The sequence below is a fragment of the Halobaculum rubrum genome (genome assembly GCF_019880225.1).
Classification (GTDB): domain Archaea; phylum Halobacteriota; class Halobacteria; order Halobacteriales; family Haloferacaceae; genus Halobaculum; species Halobaculum rubrum.
Window position 1 is genome coordinate 1662445 of record NZ_CP082284.1, and the last position, 18228, is coordinate 1680672.

An 18228-nucleotide genomic window follows, 5' to 3' on the forward strand; every position below is an offset into this window, starting at 1 on the left:
GGGCACGACTTCCCTGCTCCCCGGTTCACCGCCGACGTCCGAACGTTCTTCCGTGATTCCGGGCCCACTCCGGGTCACCCGTGCACTGACCTGCCGCGGGGCGTGCCGCGACGCGACGACACGCCCGCCCCGTGGTCGCCGGTCTCCAGCGGTTGCCGTCGACCGCGTCCGACCGGATCGATCGCGTGTCGTCCGTTCGCCACAACTCGCACGCGGTGAGCACCGTAGCGCCGCCAGCGCCGTAGCGTCGCGACCGCCGAGCGGAACCCTTACTCGCGCGCCACGGGAACCCCGGCCATGCGCGACCACTTCGAGATCCGGGATCACGACGCGGCCGGCCGCATCGGGGAGTTGACCGTCCCCCGTGCGGGCGTCACCGTCGAGACTCCCGCCCTTCTCCCGGTTATCAACCCCAACATCGAGACGATCGATCCGAGTCGCCTCCGCGCGGAGTTCGGCGCCGACATGCTGATCACCAACTCCTACATCATCCGCACGACCGACGACGTGCGCGAGCGGGCGCTGGAGGAGGGGCTCCACGACATGCTCGGCTTCGACGGCGCGATCATGACCGACTCCGGGAGCTTCCAGCTCGCGGAGTACGGCGAGATCGACACCACGACGACCGAGATCCTGGAGTTCCAGCGCGACATCGGCAGCGACGTGGGAACCCCGGTCGACATCCCCACGCCGCCGGACGTGAGCCGCGAGCAGGCCGAGTCCGACCTGGAGATCACTCGGCAGGCCCTCGCCGACGCCGAGGCGGTCGACGTGGGCGACATGCTCGTGAACGCGCCCGTGCAGGGGAGTACCTACCCGGATCTCCGCGAGCGCGCCGGCCGCGAGGCCGCCGCGACGGACCTCGACGTGTTCCCGGTCGGCGCGGTCGTACCGATGATGAACGGCTACCGCTACGACGACATGGTCGACGCCGTCGCCGCCGCGAAACGCGGACTCGCGGAGGACTGCCCGGTCCACCTGTTCGGCGCGGGCCACCCGATGATGTTCGCGCTGGCGGTCGCCCTCGGCTGTGATCTGTTCGACTCGGCCGCCTATGCGCTGATGGCACGCGACGGGCGGTACCTCACGGTCTCGGGAACGGAGCAGTTGGAGGACCTCGACTACCTCCCGTGTTCGTGTCCTATCTGCCACGAGCACACGCCCGAGGAGCTTCGGGCAGCCCAGGGTGAAGAGCAGGAGTCGCTGCTCGCCGAGCACAATCTCCACGTCACCTTCGAGGAACTCCGCCGCGTGAAGCAGGCGATCCGCGACGGCGACCTGCTGGAACTCGTCGAGAAGCGCGCCCGCGGCCACCCCGCGATGGTCGACGGCTACCGCGCCCTCCTCGAACACGCCGATCAACTGGAGCGGATCGACAGCGCCTCCAAGGGGACGTTCTTCGGACTCTCCGACGAGTCCGCGCGGCGGCCCGAGGTGGGCCGCCACCACGACCGCCTCGCGCGCCTGTCAGTTCCCGACCCCCTGCTGTGTTCGGAGTACGGCGCGCCATCCGACCACGACTACGACGAGGTCTGGCGCGTCGTCCCGCCGTTCGGCCCGTTCCCCCGCGCGCTCTCGGAGACGTACCCGCTGACCGCCGAGGTACCCGATCGCACCGATCCGGCCGCCGAGCGCGCCGCCGCCGAGGGGGTCCGAGCGCTCGTCCGGGCGAACCCCGACACCGATGTCACGCTCGCGCACGAAGGCTGGAGCACGGACGCGCTCGAGGTCGTCCCCGAGTCGGTGACACTGGAGGACCTGAACGCGGACGGGTATCGTGACCGCAACGACGGCAACGCCGCCGGTGACGACTCGGACGCGACTGTTCCTGCCGAATCCCGAAGCGAAAGCCAATAACGCTCGCGCCGCACACCTCGGGGCATGACCGATTACTTCGAGATCCACGAGCGGGACGGGCCCGCTCGGCTCGGGGAACTCCGCCTCGACTCCCCGCTCACGACCCCGGCGCTCGCGGACGACGTGACCCGCGACGCCGGGTCGCTGTGGAACGCCGAGCGCGACGTTCCGACGGGCGACGACGCGGTGCTCACGATCCTTCCACACCGCGCGTACCCTGCGGGCACCCGTGAGGAGGTCGTCGACGCGTTCGCCCCCGACTACGCCGAGTCGGCCGCCGCCGTCGACGCGGCGACCGCCGCTGTCATCACCAGCGACGCGCCCGAGGCGGGCGGCGCCGCCGACGCGTCCGTGGACGCGTACGTGCTCTCGAACGCGCAGGGCGTCGTCGGCCACGCCTCGGCGTTCGCCGACGCAGTGATCGACGTACGCGAGGCGGTCCCCGCCGACACCGCGCTGTACCTGTCGGGGGTCGCCACGCCGCTGAACGTCGCGACGCTCGTGTACGCCGGCGTCGACCTCGTCGACGCGAAGCGCGCACGAGTGAAGGGGTCGCAGGGCATGTACCTCACCGACGAGGGCGAGCGGTTCCTGGAGGACCTTGACGAACTCCCCTGCTCGTGTCCCGCGTGTCAGGTACCGCGCGAGGAGTTCGACCGCGCCGCCTGCGAGAAGCACAACGTCAACGCCCTCGCGGCCGAACTCCGACGCGTCCGCCGGCGTATTCGCGAGGGCCGCCTCCGCGACTACGTCGAGGGACAGGCCCGCCACGAGCAGTGGCTCACCGCGGCGTTCCGCGAGTTGGACCAGCAGTACGCCTACGTGGAGGAGCGCGCACCCGTCGCTCGCAACAACGAACTTGCGGCGGCGACGAGCGACACGATCCGCCGGCCGGAGATCCAGCGGTTCGCGCAGCGCGTGAGCGAGCGCTACGTCAACCGCTTCCGCAACCCGCTCGTGCTGGTTCCGTGTTCGGCGCGCAAGCCGTACTCCGAGAGCCAGAGCCACGGGCAGTTCCACGACGCCGTCCAGTTCCGCGCGCACCTCGCGTCGATGACCTCGCCCATCGGCGTCGTCCCGCAGGAACTGGAACTCACCTACCCCGCCCAGCACTACGACACCGTGGTGACCGGGCGGTGGTCGGAGGACGAGAAGCAGTTCGTCGCCGAGGTGCTCCGGCGATATCTGGAGCGCAACGAGTATCCCAGAGTGATCGCCCACGTCCCCGAGGACGGCTACCGAGCGATCTGCGAGCGCGTCGAGGAGCAGGTCGACGTGCCCTTCGAGTACACGGTCGAGGGCCACCCGACGACGACCGAGTCCATCGGGAACCTCATGTCCACCCTCGACGGGGAGTTGAAGTACACGAAGCGGGAGCGCCAGCACAACACCGTTCGCGCTATCGCGGACTACATGCTCGGCGACGGCGCCGGCGACGACCTGTTCGACGAGCTGAACACGCGCTCGCGGTACCCCAAGCTCCAGGTCCGCGACGACGAGGAGGAACTGCTCGCGACGATGGTGCCCACCTACGGCGCGCTGGCGTTCACCCTCGCGGGCGCCCGCCGGTGGGTCGACAGCGACGCGCCGACGAAGACCGTCGAGATCGACTCGTTCGTCCCACAAGGGAGCGTGCTCGCCCCCGGCGTCGTCGACGCGGACGACGACATCCGCGTCGGCGACGAGGTCGTCGTCGAGGGGCCGCGGGCGTTCGCGGTCGGCCGCGCGGAGATGCACGGCGCGGAGATGTGCTCGTCGACCCGGGGGATCGCGGTCGACGTGCGCCACAGCGAGGAGTTGTAAGGTCGGCGGCGAGGAGCTGTACGCGGGCGCTTTGAGACCGCGCCCGCCGGCTCAGATCTCTTCCCAGTCGACGCGGTCGCGGTACTCCTCGCGCAGCAGGTGGCATTTGATCCCGTGGCCGTCGCTCGCCTCGTGGACCGCCGGCTCCTCCTGTTCGCACACGTCGCCGATCTTGTGCGGGCACCGTGGATGGAACCGACAGCCCGACGGGACGTTCGACGGGTCGGGCACGTCGCCCTCGAGAACGATCCGGTCGTCGGCGTCGACGCGACCCGGGATCGCCGACAGGAGCGCCTCCGTGTACGGGTTGTACGGCGGCGCGAACACCTCCTCGGTCGTCCCCGTCTCGACTAGTTCACCGAGGTACATCACGGCGACGCGGTCGCAGATGTGCTCGATAACCGAGAGGTTGTGGCTGATGAACAGGTACGACAGTCCCAGATCCTCCTGCAGGTCCGACAGGAGGTTGAGGATCTGCGCCTGGATCGAGACGTCGAGCCCCGACACCGGCTCGTCGAGGACGATCAGCTCGGGGTTGACAGCCAGCGCCCGCGCGATCGCGACGCGCTGTTGTTGCCCGCCCGAGAGGTCGCCCGGCTTTCGCTCCAGGTGACGTTCGTCGAGGCCGACCTCGGTGACCAGCTCGCGCGCGCGCTCGCGCCGCTCGTCGCCGTCCGCGAGGCCGTGGAGCTTCATCGGGCGTCGGAGGATCTGCCCGACCGTTCGTCGGGGGTTGAGGCTCGACTGCGGGTTCTGGAACACCACTTGCAGGTCGCGGCGAACGTCGCGGAGCTCGGCCTTCGAGGCGGCCGTGATGTCGCGCCCCTGGTAGACGACGGTCCCCTCGGTCGGCTCGAGCAGCCGGAGGATGGCCCGTGCGGCCGTGGACTTGCCGCAGCCGGACTCGCCGACGAGGCCGAGCGTCTCCCCGGCGCCGATTTCGAGGTCGATCCCGTCGACGGCTCGCACGGTCTCGCCGCGCCCGAGGAGGTCGTCGATAACGTTCCCCGTCTCGAAGTGCTTCTTCAGCCCGGTCGCCGAGAGGACAGGTCCGTCATCGCGTCCCTCGACGCCGTCCGCGTCGGGGACGCCCGGGGTCGCGCCGTCGGTCGCCGTGGCGCGCCAGGAGAGCGTCCGCGGTTCGTGGTCGTAGGTGTACTCCATGTCGTCGATCTTCTCGTGGCGGTAGCACGCGACCTCCCGCGTCTCCCCGTCGACGGCGATCGTCTCGAGGTCCGGGTGGGCGGTCCGGCAGTCCTCGGTCGCGCCGGGACACCGGTCGGCGTACTTACAGCCGCGGAAGCCGCCGCCCGTGAGGTCCGGCATCGATCCCTCGATGACCCGGAGCCGGTCCGGCTCCGCGGTGTCTCCGCCGACCGCATCGGCGTCGAGGCCGGGGTTGCTCGCCAGCAGCCCCTTCGTGTACGGATGGTGCGGTTCGGCGAACATCGATTCGACCCGCCCCGACTCGACGACGCTCCCGCCGTACATCACGAGCACGCGATCACACACCTCGCGGACGACGCCGAGGTCGTGGGTGATGAACAGCACGCTCATGCCGAACTCGTCGCGGAGTTCGACCAGCAGGTCCAGGATCTGTGCCTGGATCGTCACGTCGAGCGCGGTCGTCGGCTCGTCCGCGACGAGCAGGTCCGGCTCGCTCGCGATCGCGATCCCGAAGACGATCCGCTGTTTCTGCCCGCCGGAGAACTGGTGGGGGTACTCGTCGTACCGGGCGGTCGCGTTCGGGATCCCGACGCGCTCCATGATCTCGACCGACCGCTGCTTGACCGCATCGCCGGCCATCGAGGGGTCGTTGCTTCGGACCGCCTCGGCGACCTGCTTGCCGACGGTCATCGTGGGATTCAGCGTGCCCGTCGGGTCCTGGAACACCATGCTGGCGTCCGTACCGCGGAACTCGCGGAGTTCGGCCTCGCTCATCGAGAGCACGTCCCGGCCGTCGAAGTCGGCGGTTCCGCCGACGATCTCTCCCGGGGAGTCGATGAGCCGGAGGATCGATTCGGCGGTCGCGCTCTTGCCCGCGCCGGACTCGCCCACGAGGCCGACGATCTCGCCCTGGTCGAGGTGGAGATCGACCTCGTCGACGGCGCGGACGACGCCCTCTTCCGTCCGAAACACCGTCTCCAGGTCCCGGACGGTGAGCAGGCGGTCGTCGGCGGTCGTCGCGGTCGTGTTCGGTTCTGCGTCCGTCGGCGGTGTAGAGTGACTACTCATCGGTGACTCCGAATTCGGTGCTCGCGTCCGGATCCAGGATGTCGCGGATGCCGTCCCCGAAGAGGTTGAACCCGAGGACGGTCAGGCCGATGCCGAGGCCCGGGAAGATCGCCATCCACGGCGCCTGCGTGAGGTACTGCTTCGCCTGCTGGAGCATCAGCCCCCACGACGGCGTCGGGGGCTGGGCGCCCAGACCGAGGAACGACAGCCCCGCGGCGGCCAGAATGGCGAAGGAGATACTGATGCTCGCCTGGACGATGATCGGCGCGGCCGCGTTCGGCAACACCTCCCTGAAGAGGACGTACGAGTCCCGCTCGCCCAGCGCACGGGCGGCCTCGACGAACTCCTCTTGGGAGACGGAGATCGCCTCCGATCTGGTCACCCGCGCGAAGTACGGGATGTACACGAGCCCGAGCGCGAGGATCGCGTTGTTGAGCGTCGGCCCGATCACCGCCGTGATCGTCATCGCGACGAGGATCGGCGGGAAACTCATCAACACGTCCATCGTCCGCATGACCGCGTCGTCGACCGCGCCGCCGGCGTAGCCGGCCAACCCGCCCAGCGGGACGCCGAACGCCGAGGCGATCACGACGCTCGACAGCCCCACGTAGAGGCTGATGCGTACGCCCAAGAGGGTGCGCGAGAACATGTCGCGACCGAAGTTGTCGGTCCCGAACGGATGCTCCGCGCTCGGGGCGGCGAAGCGGTTCTGGATGTCGACCTGATTGGCCGCCTCCTGAGAGATCAACATCGGGGAGACAATCGCCAGCACGACCAGCCCGAGGATGAGACCGAGGCCGACGACGGCCTTCGTGTTGTGCCGGATGCTCCGAGCGAGCCTGTACAGCCGCTCGCGCTGATATTCGTCGACGAACCGGGCGGTTCCGGTCTCGGCAGCCATCAGCCCTCACCTCCGGCGATGACACGCGGGTCGATGACCGCGTACAGGAGATCGACCACGAGGTTGCTGGTCATGAAAACGACCGCGATGGTGAGCACAGACCCCTGGATCAGCGGCGCGTCGCGGTTGAGCAGCGCGTTGAACGCGAGCCGGCCGAGCCCGGGGTACGCGAACAGCTGCTCGATGATGATGATCCCGCCGAACAGGAAGCCCAGCTGGAAGCCGATCACGGTCAACACCGGGAGGAACGCGTTCCGGAGCGCGTGCCGGAGGACGATCCGGCGGCTCGTCAGCCCCTTCATGCGCGCGAGGTCGATGTACCCCGAGCGGAGTTCCTCGATGAGCGACGAGCGGGTCATCCGTGTGATGTGGGCCATCAGGCTGAATCCGAGCGCGCCCGCCGGCAGGAGAACGTGTGCGAACGCCCCCGTGAGGTCCTCCGTCGGACTCACGTACCCGGAGGGTGGCAACAGCGAGGCGTACTGCGCGATCAGGAGGATGAGCAGCATCCCCCAGAAGAAGTTCGGAAGGCTGATGCCGGTGAACGCGGCGACGCTCGTCAGGAAGTCCTTCCACGTGTTCTGCTCGACGGCGGCGACGATCCCCATCGGGATGGCGACGATGACCGCGATGGTCAACGCCGTGAACGCGAGGAACGCGCTCGCGGGGAACCGCTGGGCGATGAGCGTCGCCACCGGGTCGCCGAACCGAAGTGACCGACCCAGATCGCCTTGGAGAACTCCGGCGATCCAGTCGATGTACCTGATGTACACGGGCTGGTTGAGTCCGAGTTGCTGTCGGAGCACCTCCACTTGCTCCTGGCTGCCGCTGGTCCCCAGGATCATCACCGCTACGTCGCCCGGGAGCACGTTCACGAGGGCGAACGTGATGACCGAGGCGCCGAACAGCGTCCCGACGAGGAAGACGAGCCGACGGGCCGCATAGCGTGTCAGGCTCATGTGGCGGTTCAGCTCACCCCTGATCCATCCACACCCGACCGAAGCCGAGTTCGCTGTTGTTCGGCGAGAGCACGGTGTCCAGCCCGTGGACGTGATCCTTCGCGGCGAGCGTCCCGTCGCGGAACCACAGCATCACGTCCGGGACGTCCTCGTGGATGATGGACTGCGCCTCCTGGTACAGCGGGATCGCCTCCTCGCGACTCGGGGCCTGCGCGGCGTCGGCGACGGCCTGGTCGTACTCGTCGTTGGCGTAGCCGCGGAAGTTGAACGAGCCGTCGCTGGTCCACAGGGAGGTGTACAGGTACGCCGGCTCCCAGAAGGTGAAGAAGTTCACCATCGAGAGCGTGAAGTCCCCGTTCGCAAACACCTGCGTGAGCCAGTCGCTCCACTGGAGCTGCTGGATCTCCACGTTCAGTCCCGCCTGCTGGAAGAACTGCTGCATGAGCGTCGCGGCGTCGACGTGCCACGGGTAGTTCGTGGTCACCTTGAACGTGAGGTCGAACTCGCCGACGTCGTACTGCGACTGCTCGAACAGCTCGGCCGCCCGGTCGAAGTCCTGCTCGCGCGGCGAGAGATCGTTGTTACGGAAGGCGCTGTTCGGGAAACTCGGGCTCGCGGTCGGCTCGCCGTTGCCGAACAGGGCACCCTCGACGAGCGCCTGCTTGTCGATACAGAAGTCGACGGCCTTCCGGAAGTCCGGGTCGTCGAACGGCGGCTCCGTGTTGTTCATGTTGAGGAACGCCCACGACAGCGGCGACCACGTCCGCGTCTTGAGGTCGTCGCCGTCGTTCCCGACGACGCTGTTGATGTCGTCCAGCGGGATGTCGTTGATGACGTCGTAGCTTCCCTCCTGAATCCCCACAAGCCGGCTGTCGGGGTCGGTGACGGTCCGCTCCTCGACGGCGTCGAGGTACGGTCCCTCGCCCCAGTAGTCGGCGAACGCCTCCAGCTCGGCCCGGTTCCCCTGCTGGCGCATGACGAACTGGAACGGCCCCGTGCCGATCGGCTCGTCGCCGATCGTGTCGCCCGAGTCCGCCGGGACGATGGACGTCCCCGAGAACGCGAGCTGCCGGAGGAGGGGCTGGTACCGCTCGGACTGGTTGATCACGACGGTGTAGTCGTCCTCGACCTCGACCGAGTCGGTCGACCCGAAGACGAACTGCATGATGGCGCCCGTCTCGGGGTCGGCGATGCGGTCGAAGCTGTACTTCACGTCCTCGGCGGTGAGCTCCGTCCCGTCGTGGAACGTCACGCCCTCCCGGAGCGAGAACGTGTACGTCATGAGGTCGTCGCTGACCTCCCAGTCGGTGGCGAGCCCGGGACTGGCGACGTCCGGATCGGTCGACAGCTCCAGGTCCCTCGTCAGTCCGACGAGCGCATCGTACACGCTGTTGAGGAAGCGGCCGGTGCTGGCGGTCGCGGTCTGATGGATGTCGAGGTTCTGCGTCACCTCGCTGTGGCCCCAGACGAGCGTGCCGCCCTCCTGGATCTCGCCGGGGTCCGCGGTGGTCGTCTCCTCGCCGCCCCCGTCGCCACCGCCGTCGGTGGCGTCGGTCGGTTCCTCGGTCTCATCGCCGCCGCCGGCGCAGCCGGCCATCGCGGTCATGCCGCCGGCGCCCGCGAGGCCAGTTGCCTTCAGGAAGCGGCGGCGATCGACGTCTGTCGGGTCGAAGTCGGTGTTGTCGGTCATGTGTTTGGGTTTCGTTAGTACTTCAGTCCGAAGTCGAGTATCTCGTCGGGGTACTCCCCGAGCATCTCGTCGGTCGACGCGGGCAGATCCGTCTCCGTCTGCTTGCCCAACTCGAACGCCTCGCGAAGGTCGCCGACCGGGTCCTCCGAGTTGTCGATACGGAGGTTGTGGTACAGTTTGGGGTCGGGCGAGTGGACGAGCAGCGCCGCGCTGATCTTCCCACGTTTGTCGCCGCCGGCCCCCTGGCCGGCTTCGAGGGCGGTCATGAGGCGCTCGGCGAGTTCCCCCTCAGTCTCTTGGAACGTCTCGCTGATGTCCTCGATCACGTCGCCGTTCGCGAGCATGTTACCCGCGACGGTGTGGTCGTCTCGTTCGAGGTGGCCGTTCCAGTCCACGCAGTCGTCGCCGCTAAAGGCGAACGTCCGGCCGTCGCCGTCGATGCCGTGGAGTTGCCGGTAGCTGGCGTGCTCATCGTCCTCCAGCAACGCGTCACACGCCGTCGGCACGCTCACGCCGCGGTCGGCGAGGTCCACGGCGTTGGCGCCGTGAGACACCTTGACGAACGACTGCGTCGCCACGGCGGCGTTCTCGCTCACGAACGGACACAGCGCCCCGACGCCCACGAGCGCGGTGCTGACGGCGACGCCGAACTCGTCGGCGTCGGGGTCGTGTGCGGCGATCGAGAACGTTCCGGGAACGAACCCCCCGGTTCGACCCACCTGTTTGCTATTCCCTTTCATGGATCGTCACAACATGCCAAGGATATCCAAAGAGTATAAGCTATGGGGTCCGGAACTATATTTCCGGATCTATTCCAGATCCTCGAATTAGTATGCGTATCACCTCTCGATCGTACGGTTACTTTCTAGTGGTTACCAAATATATTCGGCTCTTCGTTCAAATACCCTCCCGTTCAGTTCGGGGATCGCTCCGTCGCTATTCGGCGGCGGAACCGAGTCGCGCGAGCGTCGGCTCGTCGAACCAGTCGGCGACGAGTTGGAGCCCGACCGGTCTCCCGTCGGCCGTCCCCGCCGGAACCGACAGTGCCGGGTTGCCGGTCTGGTTGAACGGGCTCGTGTTCGTGATCGTCCCCATCACGTCGTCGGTCGTCGTCACGTCGCCGAAGTCCGGCGCGGTCGTCGGGGTGGTCGGGAGCACCAGCGCGTCGACGTCGTCGAAGTGCCGGTCGACCGCCGCGGTGAACCGCTCGCGGACGTTCTGGGCGCCGACGTACGCGCGTCCCTCGGTCGCCTCGTACAGCGCCTCGAAGGTGACGGCGCTGTCGACGACGCCGTCCCCCAGCCCGTCCCAGTCGATGTCGGCCGCCGCGGCGCGCCACGGGTCGGCGTAGCCGGTTCCGCTGGCGCGAACGAGTCCCCGGTTCGCGAGCAGCGATGCGAACTCGGTGTTCGCGATCACGACGACGGCGGCGGCCATCTCGTCAAACCGCGGGAGCGACACCCCGGTCGCGTCGACGCCCGCGGCCTCCAGATCCGCGATAGCCGCGTTCACCGCGTCGCGGACCTCCGGGTCGGCCCCTTCCATCGCCTCCCGCACGACGCCGACAGTCGTCCCGTCGGCGGGCTCGCCGACCGCCGTGTGTGTGTTTTCGGTCGGACGAGCGGAGTGGGATGAGAGGTCTCGAGGATCCGGCCCCGCGATGGCGTCGTACACGCGAAACACCGTCGACACCGACGACGCCAGCGGGCCGACGTGGTCCAGCGAGGGCGCGAGGTCGCCGAACCCGAACCGGGGGACGGTCCGGTGGGTCGGCTTGAGCCCGACGACGCCGCAGTAGGACGCGGGGATCCGGACGCTGCCGCCCGTGTCGCTCCCCAGCGCCGCGTCGACAAGGTCGGCGGCGACGGCCGCCCCGCTCCCGCTCGAGGACCCGCCGGGGACCCCGTCCTCGGTCGCCGGGTTGCGGGTCGGTCCGTGCGCACAGGTCTCCCCGGTCGTCGTTAGCGCGAACTCGTCCATGTTGGTGGTGCCGAGGAGCCGCGCGCCCGCCGTCTCGAGTCGCTCGACGACGGTCGCGTCGTACTGCGGGACGAAGTCGACGCCGGCCGACCCGCACGTCATCGGCACCCCCGCAACGGCCATGTTGTCTTTCACGGCCACACGAAGCCCCGACAGCGGTCCGTCCGCGCCGCGCTCGTGCCCGCCGTGGTCCTCCACCCGGTAGCGGAAGGCGTTGTATTCGTCGTCGCCCGGTACGTACTCGCGGGGATCGCGTTCGTCCGTCGACGGCTCGAACGCGGCCGCCATCGCGGCGGCGTCGGTCGCGTCGGCGGCGTACCGTTCGACATCGCTCGGATCGAGCGCGACGCCGAGTCGGTCGGCTGCGGTTTCGACGTGGTGTTCGTCAGCCATGCGGTGTGTGGACATGCGGGTCATCAGATATGACTGTTCCCTCGACGGCGGGCGATGTCCGCGAGGCGAACGCATACAACCCAGCCCCCATACCCACGGGTATGACCGACGACAACGCGCCGGCGGGCACGCGCGTCGGCGTCGACGTGGGCGGCACGTTCACGGACCTCGTGACGGTCCGCGACGGCCGGATCCGCGTCGACAAGACGCCGTCGACCCCCGACGCACCCGACGAGGGCGTCGTGACGGGCCTGCGCGGGCTCGACGCGCCCCTCGCCGAGGTCGACTTCCTCGGCCACGGAACGACCGTCGCGACCAACGCCGTGCTGGAGGGCGAGTGGGCCGACACTGCGCTCCTCACGACCGAGGGGTTCCGCGACGCCGTCGAGATCGGCCGTCAGACCCGTCCCGACATCTACGATTTCGAGGCGACCAAGCCCGATCCGGTGGTCCTCCGCGACCGCCGGTTCGAGGTCCCCGAACGGGTGGACGAGCGCGGCGAGGTGCTCCGTGAACTGGATGAGGACGCGGTTCGGGACCTCGCCGCCGACCTCCGCGAGTCCGGGATCGACAGCGTCGCCGTCTCGCTTTTGTTCTCCTTCGAGCATCCCGCCCACGAGCGTCGTGTCCGGGAGATCCTCCGCGAGGAGGGCGTCGACGCCACCGTCTCCCTCTCGTCGGACGTGCTCCCGGAGATCCGCGAGTACGAGCGCACCCTGACGACCGCGATGAACGCCGCGCTCAAGCCCGTGATGGACGCGTATCTCGGCGCGCTCGCCGACGCCGTCGGCGACCTCGGGATCGACGCCCCCCTGCGCGTGATGGGGTCGAACGGCGGGCTGATGGCCGCCGAGGCGTCCCGCGAGCGTCCCGTCAACACCCTGCTGTCGGGGCCGGCGGCGGGCGTCCGCGGCGCAACCCACGTCGCCGGCCGGCGCGGCGTCGACGACCTGATCACGATGGACATGGGCGGCACCTCCTGTGACGTGAGCCTCGTGCGCGACGGCGACCCGCTCGTGACGACCGACACCGAGGTGGGCGAGTACCCCGTCTCGGTCCCGACCGTCGACATCCACACCGTCGGCGCCGGCGGCGGCTCCGTCGGCTACATCGACACGGGCGGCGCCCTCCGCGTCGGCCCGCGGTCGGCGGGCGCCCAGCCCGGCCCGGTCTGCTACAACCGCGGGGGGACCGAGCCGACCGTCACCGACGCCCACCTCGTGCTCGGCCGGATCGACCCATCGGGCTTTCTCCCGGACGCGGTCTCTCGCGACGACGACCGCGTCCGCGACGCCTTCGCCCGGCTGGCGGAGACCGTCGCCGGCGACCCCGACGCGACCGAGGCCGCCGCCCGCGGCCTGCTCGACGTGGCGAACGCGAACATGCGCCGCGCGCTCCGCGTCGTCAGCGTCGAGCGCGGCTACGACCCCCGCGAGTTCGCCCTCGTCGCGTTCGGCGGGGCCGGCCCCCTCCACGCGACCGCGCTGGCCGACGCCCTCGACGTTCCCGAGGTGATCGTCCCGCGGGCCGCCGGCGTCCTCTCCGCGCTTGGGCTGCTCATCAGCGACGTGGTGTACGACTACTCCACCTCGATGGTGCGCCGCTGGGACGACGTCGACCCGGCAACCCTCCGCGACGCCTACGAGTCGTTCGAGGCCGAGGGACGGACGGAACTCCGGGAGGCCGGCCGCGCGGACGACGCGATGGCCTTCGAGCGCACGCTCGACCTGCGGTACGCCGGGCAGTCGTTCGACCTTTCGGTGCCGGTCGAGGGCGACCTCGACGGCGACGAACTCGCGGCCGTCGAGGAGCGATTCCACGCGGCCCACGAGCGCCGGTACGGGCACGCCTCCCCCGAGGAACCGGTGGAACTCGTGACCGTTAGACTCCGGGCGAGGGGTCTCGTCGAGCCGCCGGAGTTGGCCGTCGAGGAGCGAACCGGCGACCCCGCGGACGCCGTGCGGGAGACCCGGCGCGTGGGCTTTGCGGACGGCGACCGCGACACGCCGGTGTACGACCGGTCGCTGCTCCCGACGGACGCAGCGTTCGACGGACCCGCGGTGGTCGAGGGAACGGAGAGCACCGTCGTCGTTCACCCGGGCCAGCGCGCCCGCGTCGACGGCGATGCCAATTTGGTCGTCGAGACCGGGGGTGACGGGGAATGAGCGCCGGCGACTCCGCGTCCGCGGTCGATTCGGTCACCCTCGAAGTGATCCGCAACGGCTGCGAGGCGGTCGCCGAGGAGATGAACGCGACGCTCGTGCGGACGGGCTACTCCCCGAACATCAAGGAGCGGCGGGACTGCTCGACGGCGCTGTTCGACGCCGCCGGCGAGATGATCGCGCAGGCGGAGACGATGCCGGTCCACCTCGGCGCGATGCCGTACTCCGTCGCCGCGGCGGTCGAGGCGTTCCCCCCGGACTCGCTGGATCCCGGCGACTCGGTCCTCCTGAACGACCCGTTCCGGGGCGGCGCACACCTCCCGGACCTGACGCTCGTCACCCCGATACACGATGACGCCGGCGACGAGGTGATCGCCTTCGCCGCGAACCGCGCGCACCACGCCGACATCGGCGGTTCGACCGCCGGGTCGGTCGCGGCCGACTCGACCGAGATCTATCAGGAGGGACTGCGCATCCCGCCGGTGAAGTTCGAGCGGGGCACCGGCGCGGTCGCCGAGGACGGCACGCCCGAAGGGGAGGTGCGCGAGGACGTGTTGTCGATGATCCTCGCGAACGTCCGCACGCCCGAGGAGCGCCGCGGCGACCTCCGCGCGCAGGTCGCGGCGAACGCCACCGGCCGGCGACGCTTCCGCGACCTCGCGGCGGAGCACGGAGAAACCCTCGCGCCCGCCCTGGAGGCGATCAAAGACTACTCGGAGCGACGAATGCGCGCCGAACTCGCGGACCTGCCCGACGGCACCTACGAGTTCGCCGACGCGCTCGACGACGACGGCCGCGGCAACGAGGACCTCGCGGTCGAGGTGGCACTGACGGTCGACGGCGACGGGGTGACCGTCGACTTCACGGGCACCGCCGACCAGACCGAGGGGCCGATCAACGCCGTGCTCGCGGTGACCGCGTCGGCGACGTACTACGCCGTGCGGTGCGTGACTGACCCGGACATCCCGCCCAACCACGGCTGCTATCGCCCGATCGAGGTCGTCGCGCCCGAGGGAACCATCGTGAATCCCCGACCGCCGGCGGCGGTCGTCGGCGGGAACCTGGAGACGAGCCAGCGCGTCACGGACGCCGTGCTCGGCGCACTCGCGAAGGCGGCCCCCGAGGCCGTCGCCGCCGCGGGACAGGGGACGATGAACAACGTCACGCTCGGCGGCACCGACCCGCGGGGCGACGGCGACTCGCCGTACGCGTTCTACGAGACGCAGGGCGGCGGCTTCGGCGGCCGCGCGAGCGGCGACGGCATGGACGGCGTCCACGTCCACATGAGCAACACGCTGAACACGCCCGCGGAGGTCCTCGAGACCGCCTACCCGCTCCGGATCGAACGGTACGAACTCCGCCCGGACTCCGGGGGCGCGGGAGAGCACCGCGGCGGGCTGGGTCTCCGGCGGGACATCCGCGTGCGCGGGCACACGGCGCGGCTCAGCCTGCTGGCCGAGCGCCACGAGTCGCGGCCGTACGGGCTCGCGGGCGGCGGCGAGGGAGCCAACGGCGCGGCGTACCTCGTCGATGACGCCGGCGACGAACTGGAGAAACTGCCCGCCAAGCACACCCGCGACCTCCCGGACGGCTCGGTCGTCAGCGTCCGTACCCCCGGCGGCGGCGGCTACGGTGACCCGGCCGACCGCTCCGACGAGGCCGTCGAGCGGGACCTGCGACTCGGGAAGCTGACGCCCGGTGCGGCGCGCGAGGAGTACGGCTACGAGGCTGCCCCCGACGCGACTGACGGCGACGGCGACTGACCCCCTGCGACTCCGGCGAGAGGCAGGCCGGAGGGTCTGTCGGGGTCACTGCCGTCGAGTACCTCCCGTGACGGGAGGAACGGCCGCTCGTGTCATTCGTCCGTCTCGTCGGACAGATTGAGTTCCGCGAACAGCCGTGCGGTAACGATCTGTTCGACCATCTCGAGCAACTGTGCGTCGTCGGACGTGTAGTCGGCAAAGATACCGAGCGGAACCTCGCCGCCCGCGACGTCGTGGTGACCGCCGCCGCTCCCGACGTCGTCGAACGCCCCGTTCAGTATCTCGCCGACGTTCACTCGCGCGTCCGGAGACCGAGCGCTGAAGTGGATCGCGTCGTCGACGAGTCCGAACACGATGGCGGTCTGAACGCCCTCCAATCGCACGAGATAGTCGACCGCCTGGGGGAGCGCATCCCGTTCGGTCGTCCGCCCGACATGAGAGATGAGCACCGCCGCGTTCGTCCGTCGATTGTCGATGGCGGTCGAGATCGCGTCGAGGGTCCCTCCGGAAACAGACGGCGTCGATAGCGTCCGGAGCAGTTCCTGATCCGCGTACTCGTGCAGGTACCCTGCCGCATCGTACTCGTCGTGGGTCGCTCCGCGGAGGAAGTCGAGGGTATCCGAACGGATGGCGAACAGCAGTGCTGTCGCGAGATCCGTATCCATCTCTATCTCGAGGGCGCGCACGTACTCCGTCAGGATCGTCGCAGCCGCCCCCAGTTCCTCACGGTGATCGACGAACCGAGCGTCGACGTCCTCGGCAGGATGATGGTCGATCACGATATCAACGGCCGTGTCCGGGGGAACCGTGTTGTTCTCGCCCGGGAGCGAATGATCGACGAACGCGAGCAGCGAGTCCGGTTGGCGGTTCTGGACGGTCGCGGATTCGAACGGGTGGAGGTCGAGATCGAGGAGATTGACGAACGCCCGGTTCTGTTGGTGTGAGATGTCGCCGCTGTAGAGGATCCGCCGCTCGTCGATGCCAGCCGCGGCCGCGATCCGGCCCAACGCGAGCGCGCTCGCGAGACAGTCCGGATCGGGGTTGTTGTGACAGACGATGTTGATATCGCTGCTCTCCTCGAGAAGTTCATACAGTCGTTGTGGCTGGTTCATTCTCACATGTACGACCTCCAGACGGTTACAACACGGGTATCTCGGGCCAGGCGTTCGTCTGTCGGCTACACGAGAGGCTTTTCGGCGGTCTGCAGGACACGGGCTGTGGATGCGGCTCGCGGGTCCGAAGATCCAGCACGGAGTGACCGGGGTTCTGACAGTCGATTCGCTCACCGGCCGACCACACGGGCCGCACCGACACGGCCGAACCGGACTACCGCGGCACGAAGGGTTTAGCCGGCGCCCCCACACGACACGGACATGCTCGAGGCAGGCGACGACGCTCCCGAGGTAACCGCACCGATGGCGACGCCGGAGGCCGCACGGGAGACCGACCGCGGCTCGTACACCGGCGACGACGTGAGCGAGTTCTCGTTGACCGAGGCCCTGGAGGACGGCCCGGTCGTCCTCGCGTTCTACCCCGGCGTCTACTCGCGCACCTGCACGCGGGAGCTGTGTGAACTGCGGGACTGGAAGGCGGACCTCGCGGCGGTGGACGCGCCGCTGTACGGCGTCAGCGTCGACTCGCCGTGGTCGCTGCTGGCGTTCATCGACGAGTACGACCTCCAGTACCCGCTCGTGTCGGGGTTCAACAACGACGTGATCGCGGACTTCGGGGTTCGCCGCGGGGGGCGAAGCGCCCCGGACGACGCGAGCGGGGAGGGACCCGACCCGCGAGAACGCGAGGACTCGATCATGCGGGGTATCGCGAACCGCGCGGTGTTCGTCGTCGCGCCCGACGGCACCGTGGCGTACACCTGGACGGCGACGGAGCCGCTGACGTTCCCCGACACCGACGAGGTGGAGGCGGCGGTGGCTGAGGCCGCCGCGGTGGAGTAGGACCCCGCTTCCACGGACACGCGGGATTCGGCCGGAACGTTTGTACGACGGGCCGCCGTCGCGCGTGACGATGCCCTCCACCACGCACGCCTCCGGAAGCCTCGCCAGACAGACCGGGTTCGCGCTCGCGGCCGCCCTCGTCGCCGCGGTCGTCGCCACCGCGCCGGGACTGGTCCCGACGGTCGTCGGGATCACGGCGGACACCGTCTGGCTCGTTTCGGCGGCGGGAGCCGTCTCGACGCTCGTCGCGGTCGTGATCGCCGGCGTGGCCGGCGCGGCCGCGGGGATGCCCGAGGCGTCGGAGGCGGCGCTCGCGCGCACCACGGCGGTCTTCGCCGTCGTCTCCGTCGTGGCATTCTCGGCTGCGACCGTGCTGTTCGGCCTGTTCGTCCCGGGCGGAAGCGTCGGTCCGCCGCTGGTCGCGGTTGCGGGCGTCGCCGAGCGGACGGTCCCGTTCGTCGCCGGCGGCGTCGCGGGCGCCGCGCTCTCGCTCGCCCGTGGCGCAAGCTACTCGGCGACCGACCCGAACTGAC

Annotated in this window: 13 protein-coding genes; 6 read left to right on the forward strand and 7 right to left on the reverse strand. The window is 69.6% G+C overall.

The features are described 5' to 3' along the window. The first annotated feature begins 297 nt into the window (after window positions 1–297). The gene (gene tgtA, locus K6T25_RS08640; RefSeq protein WP_222913239.1) at window positions 298–1857 is read left to right on the forward strand and encodes a tRNA guanosine(15) transglycosylase TgtA; all 1560 of its coding nucleotides are present in this window, start codon (window positions 298–300) and stop codon (window positions 1855–1857) included. 24 nt (window positions 1858–1881) lie between these two features. After that, window positions 1882–3660, forward strand: a complete 1779-nt coding sequence (arcS, locus tag K6T25_RS08645; RefSeq protein ID WP_222913241.1) for an archaeosine synthase subunit alpha — start codon at window positions 1882–1884, stop codon at window positions 3658–3660. Window positions 3661–3711: 51 nt separating this feature from the next. Here arcS and K6T25_RS08650 read toward each other — a convergent pair whose 3' ends face one another. From K6T25_RS08650 to K6T25_RS08675, 6 genes are all read right to left on the reverse strand, one after another. Next, window positions 3712–5895, reverse strand: a complete 2184-nt coding sequence (locus K6T25_RS08650) for a dipeptide ABC transporter ATP-binding protein (protein ID WP_222913242.1) — start codon at window positions 5893–5895, stop codon at window positions 3712–3714. Further along, entirely contained in the window at window positions 5888–6796 is a 909-nt protein-coding gene (locus K6T25_RS08655; RefSeq protein ID WP_222913245.1) for an ABC transporter permease, read from the reverse strand. Before K6T25_RS08655 ends, K6T25_RS08650 begins: the two co-directional genes overlap by 8 nt. Next, window positions 6796–7755 carry an ABC transporter permease gene (locus K6T25_RS08660; RefSeq protein WP_222913246.1) on the reverse strand — a complete coding sequence of 320 codons (960 nt, stop codon included), beginning with the start codon at window positions 7753–7755 and terminating at the stop codon, window positions 6796–6798. The genes K6T25_RS08655 and K6T25_RS08660 overlap by 1 nt, the downstream gene beginning before the upstream one ends. 13 nt (window positions 7756–7768) lie before the next feature. Then, window positions 7769–9445: an ABC transporter substrate-binding protein gene (locus K6T25_RS08665; protein ID WP_222913248.1), complete on the reverse strand. Its 1677-nt coding sequence runs from the start codon at window positions 9443–9445 to the stop codon at window positions 7769–7771. Window positions 9446–9459: 14 nt separating this feature from the next. Continuing rightward, window positions 9460–10185 carry a DUF1028 domain-containing protein gene (locus tag K6T25_RS08670; protein WP_222913250.1) on the reverse strand — a complete coding sequence of 242 codons (726 nt, stop codon included), beginning with the start codon at window positions 10183–10185 and terminating at the stop codon, window positions 9460–9462. A 196-nt stretch (window positions 10186–10381) separates the two neighbouring features. Further along, complete coding sequence (locus K6T25_RS08675; RefSeq protein WP_222913252.1) at window positions 10382–11818, reverse strand: amidase; 1437 nt, start codon at window positions 11816–11818, stop codon at window positions 10382–10384. Window positions 11819–11919: 101 nt separating this feature from the next. On the opposite strand from K6T25_RS08675, the gene K6T25_RS08680 reads away from it, so the two are divergent. Both K6T25_RS08680 and K6T25_RS08685 read left to right on the forward strand, forming a co-directional pair. Next, window positions 11920–13983 carry a hydantoinase/oxoprolinase family protein gene (locus tag K6T25_RS08680; RefSeq protein ID WP_222913254.1) on the forward strand — a complete coding sequence of 688 codons (2064 nt, stop codon included), beginning with the start codon at window positions 11920–11922 and terminating at the stop codon, window positions 13981–13983. Next, a complete protein-coding gene (locus K6T25_RS08685; RefSeq protein WP_222913255.1) occupies window positions 13980–15743 on the forward strand; it encodes a hydantoinase B/oxoprolinase family protein in 1764 nt (587 codons plus the stop codon). The genes K6T25_RS08680 and K6T25_RS08685 overlap by 4 nt, the downstream gene beginning before the upstream one ends. A 92-nt stretch (window positions 15744–15835) precedes the next feature. Here K6T25_RS08685 and K6T25_RS08690 read toward each other — a convergent pair whose 3' ends face one another. Further along, window positions 15836–16855: a DHH family phosphoesterase gene (locus K6T25_RS08690; RefSeq protein WP_222913257.1), complete on the reverse strand. Its 1020-nt coding sequence runs from the start codon at window positions 16853–16855 to the stop codon at window positions 15836–15838. 261 nt (window positions 16856–17116) lie between these two features. On the opposite strand from K6T25_RS08690, the gene K6T25_RS08695 reads away from it, so the two are divergent. Together K6T25_RS08695 and K6T25_RS08700 are read left to right on the forward strand one after the other, a co-directional pair. Next, window positions 17117–17695, forward strand: coding sequence for a redoxin domain-containing protein (locus K6T25_RS08695; RefSeq protein ID WP_222913259.1), 579 nt, complete (start codon window positions 17117–17119; stop codon window positions 17693–17695). A 70-nt stretch (window positions 17696–17765) separates the two neighbouring features. Continuing rightward, window positions 17766–18227, forward strand: coding sequence for a hypothetical protein (locus K6T25_RS08700; protein WP_222913261.1), 462 nt, complete (start codon window positions 17766–17768; stop codon window positions 18225–18227). Window position 18228: the final 1 nt, after the last annotated feature.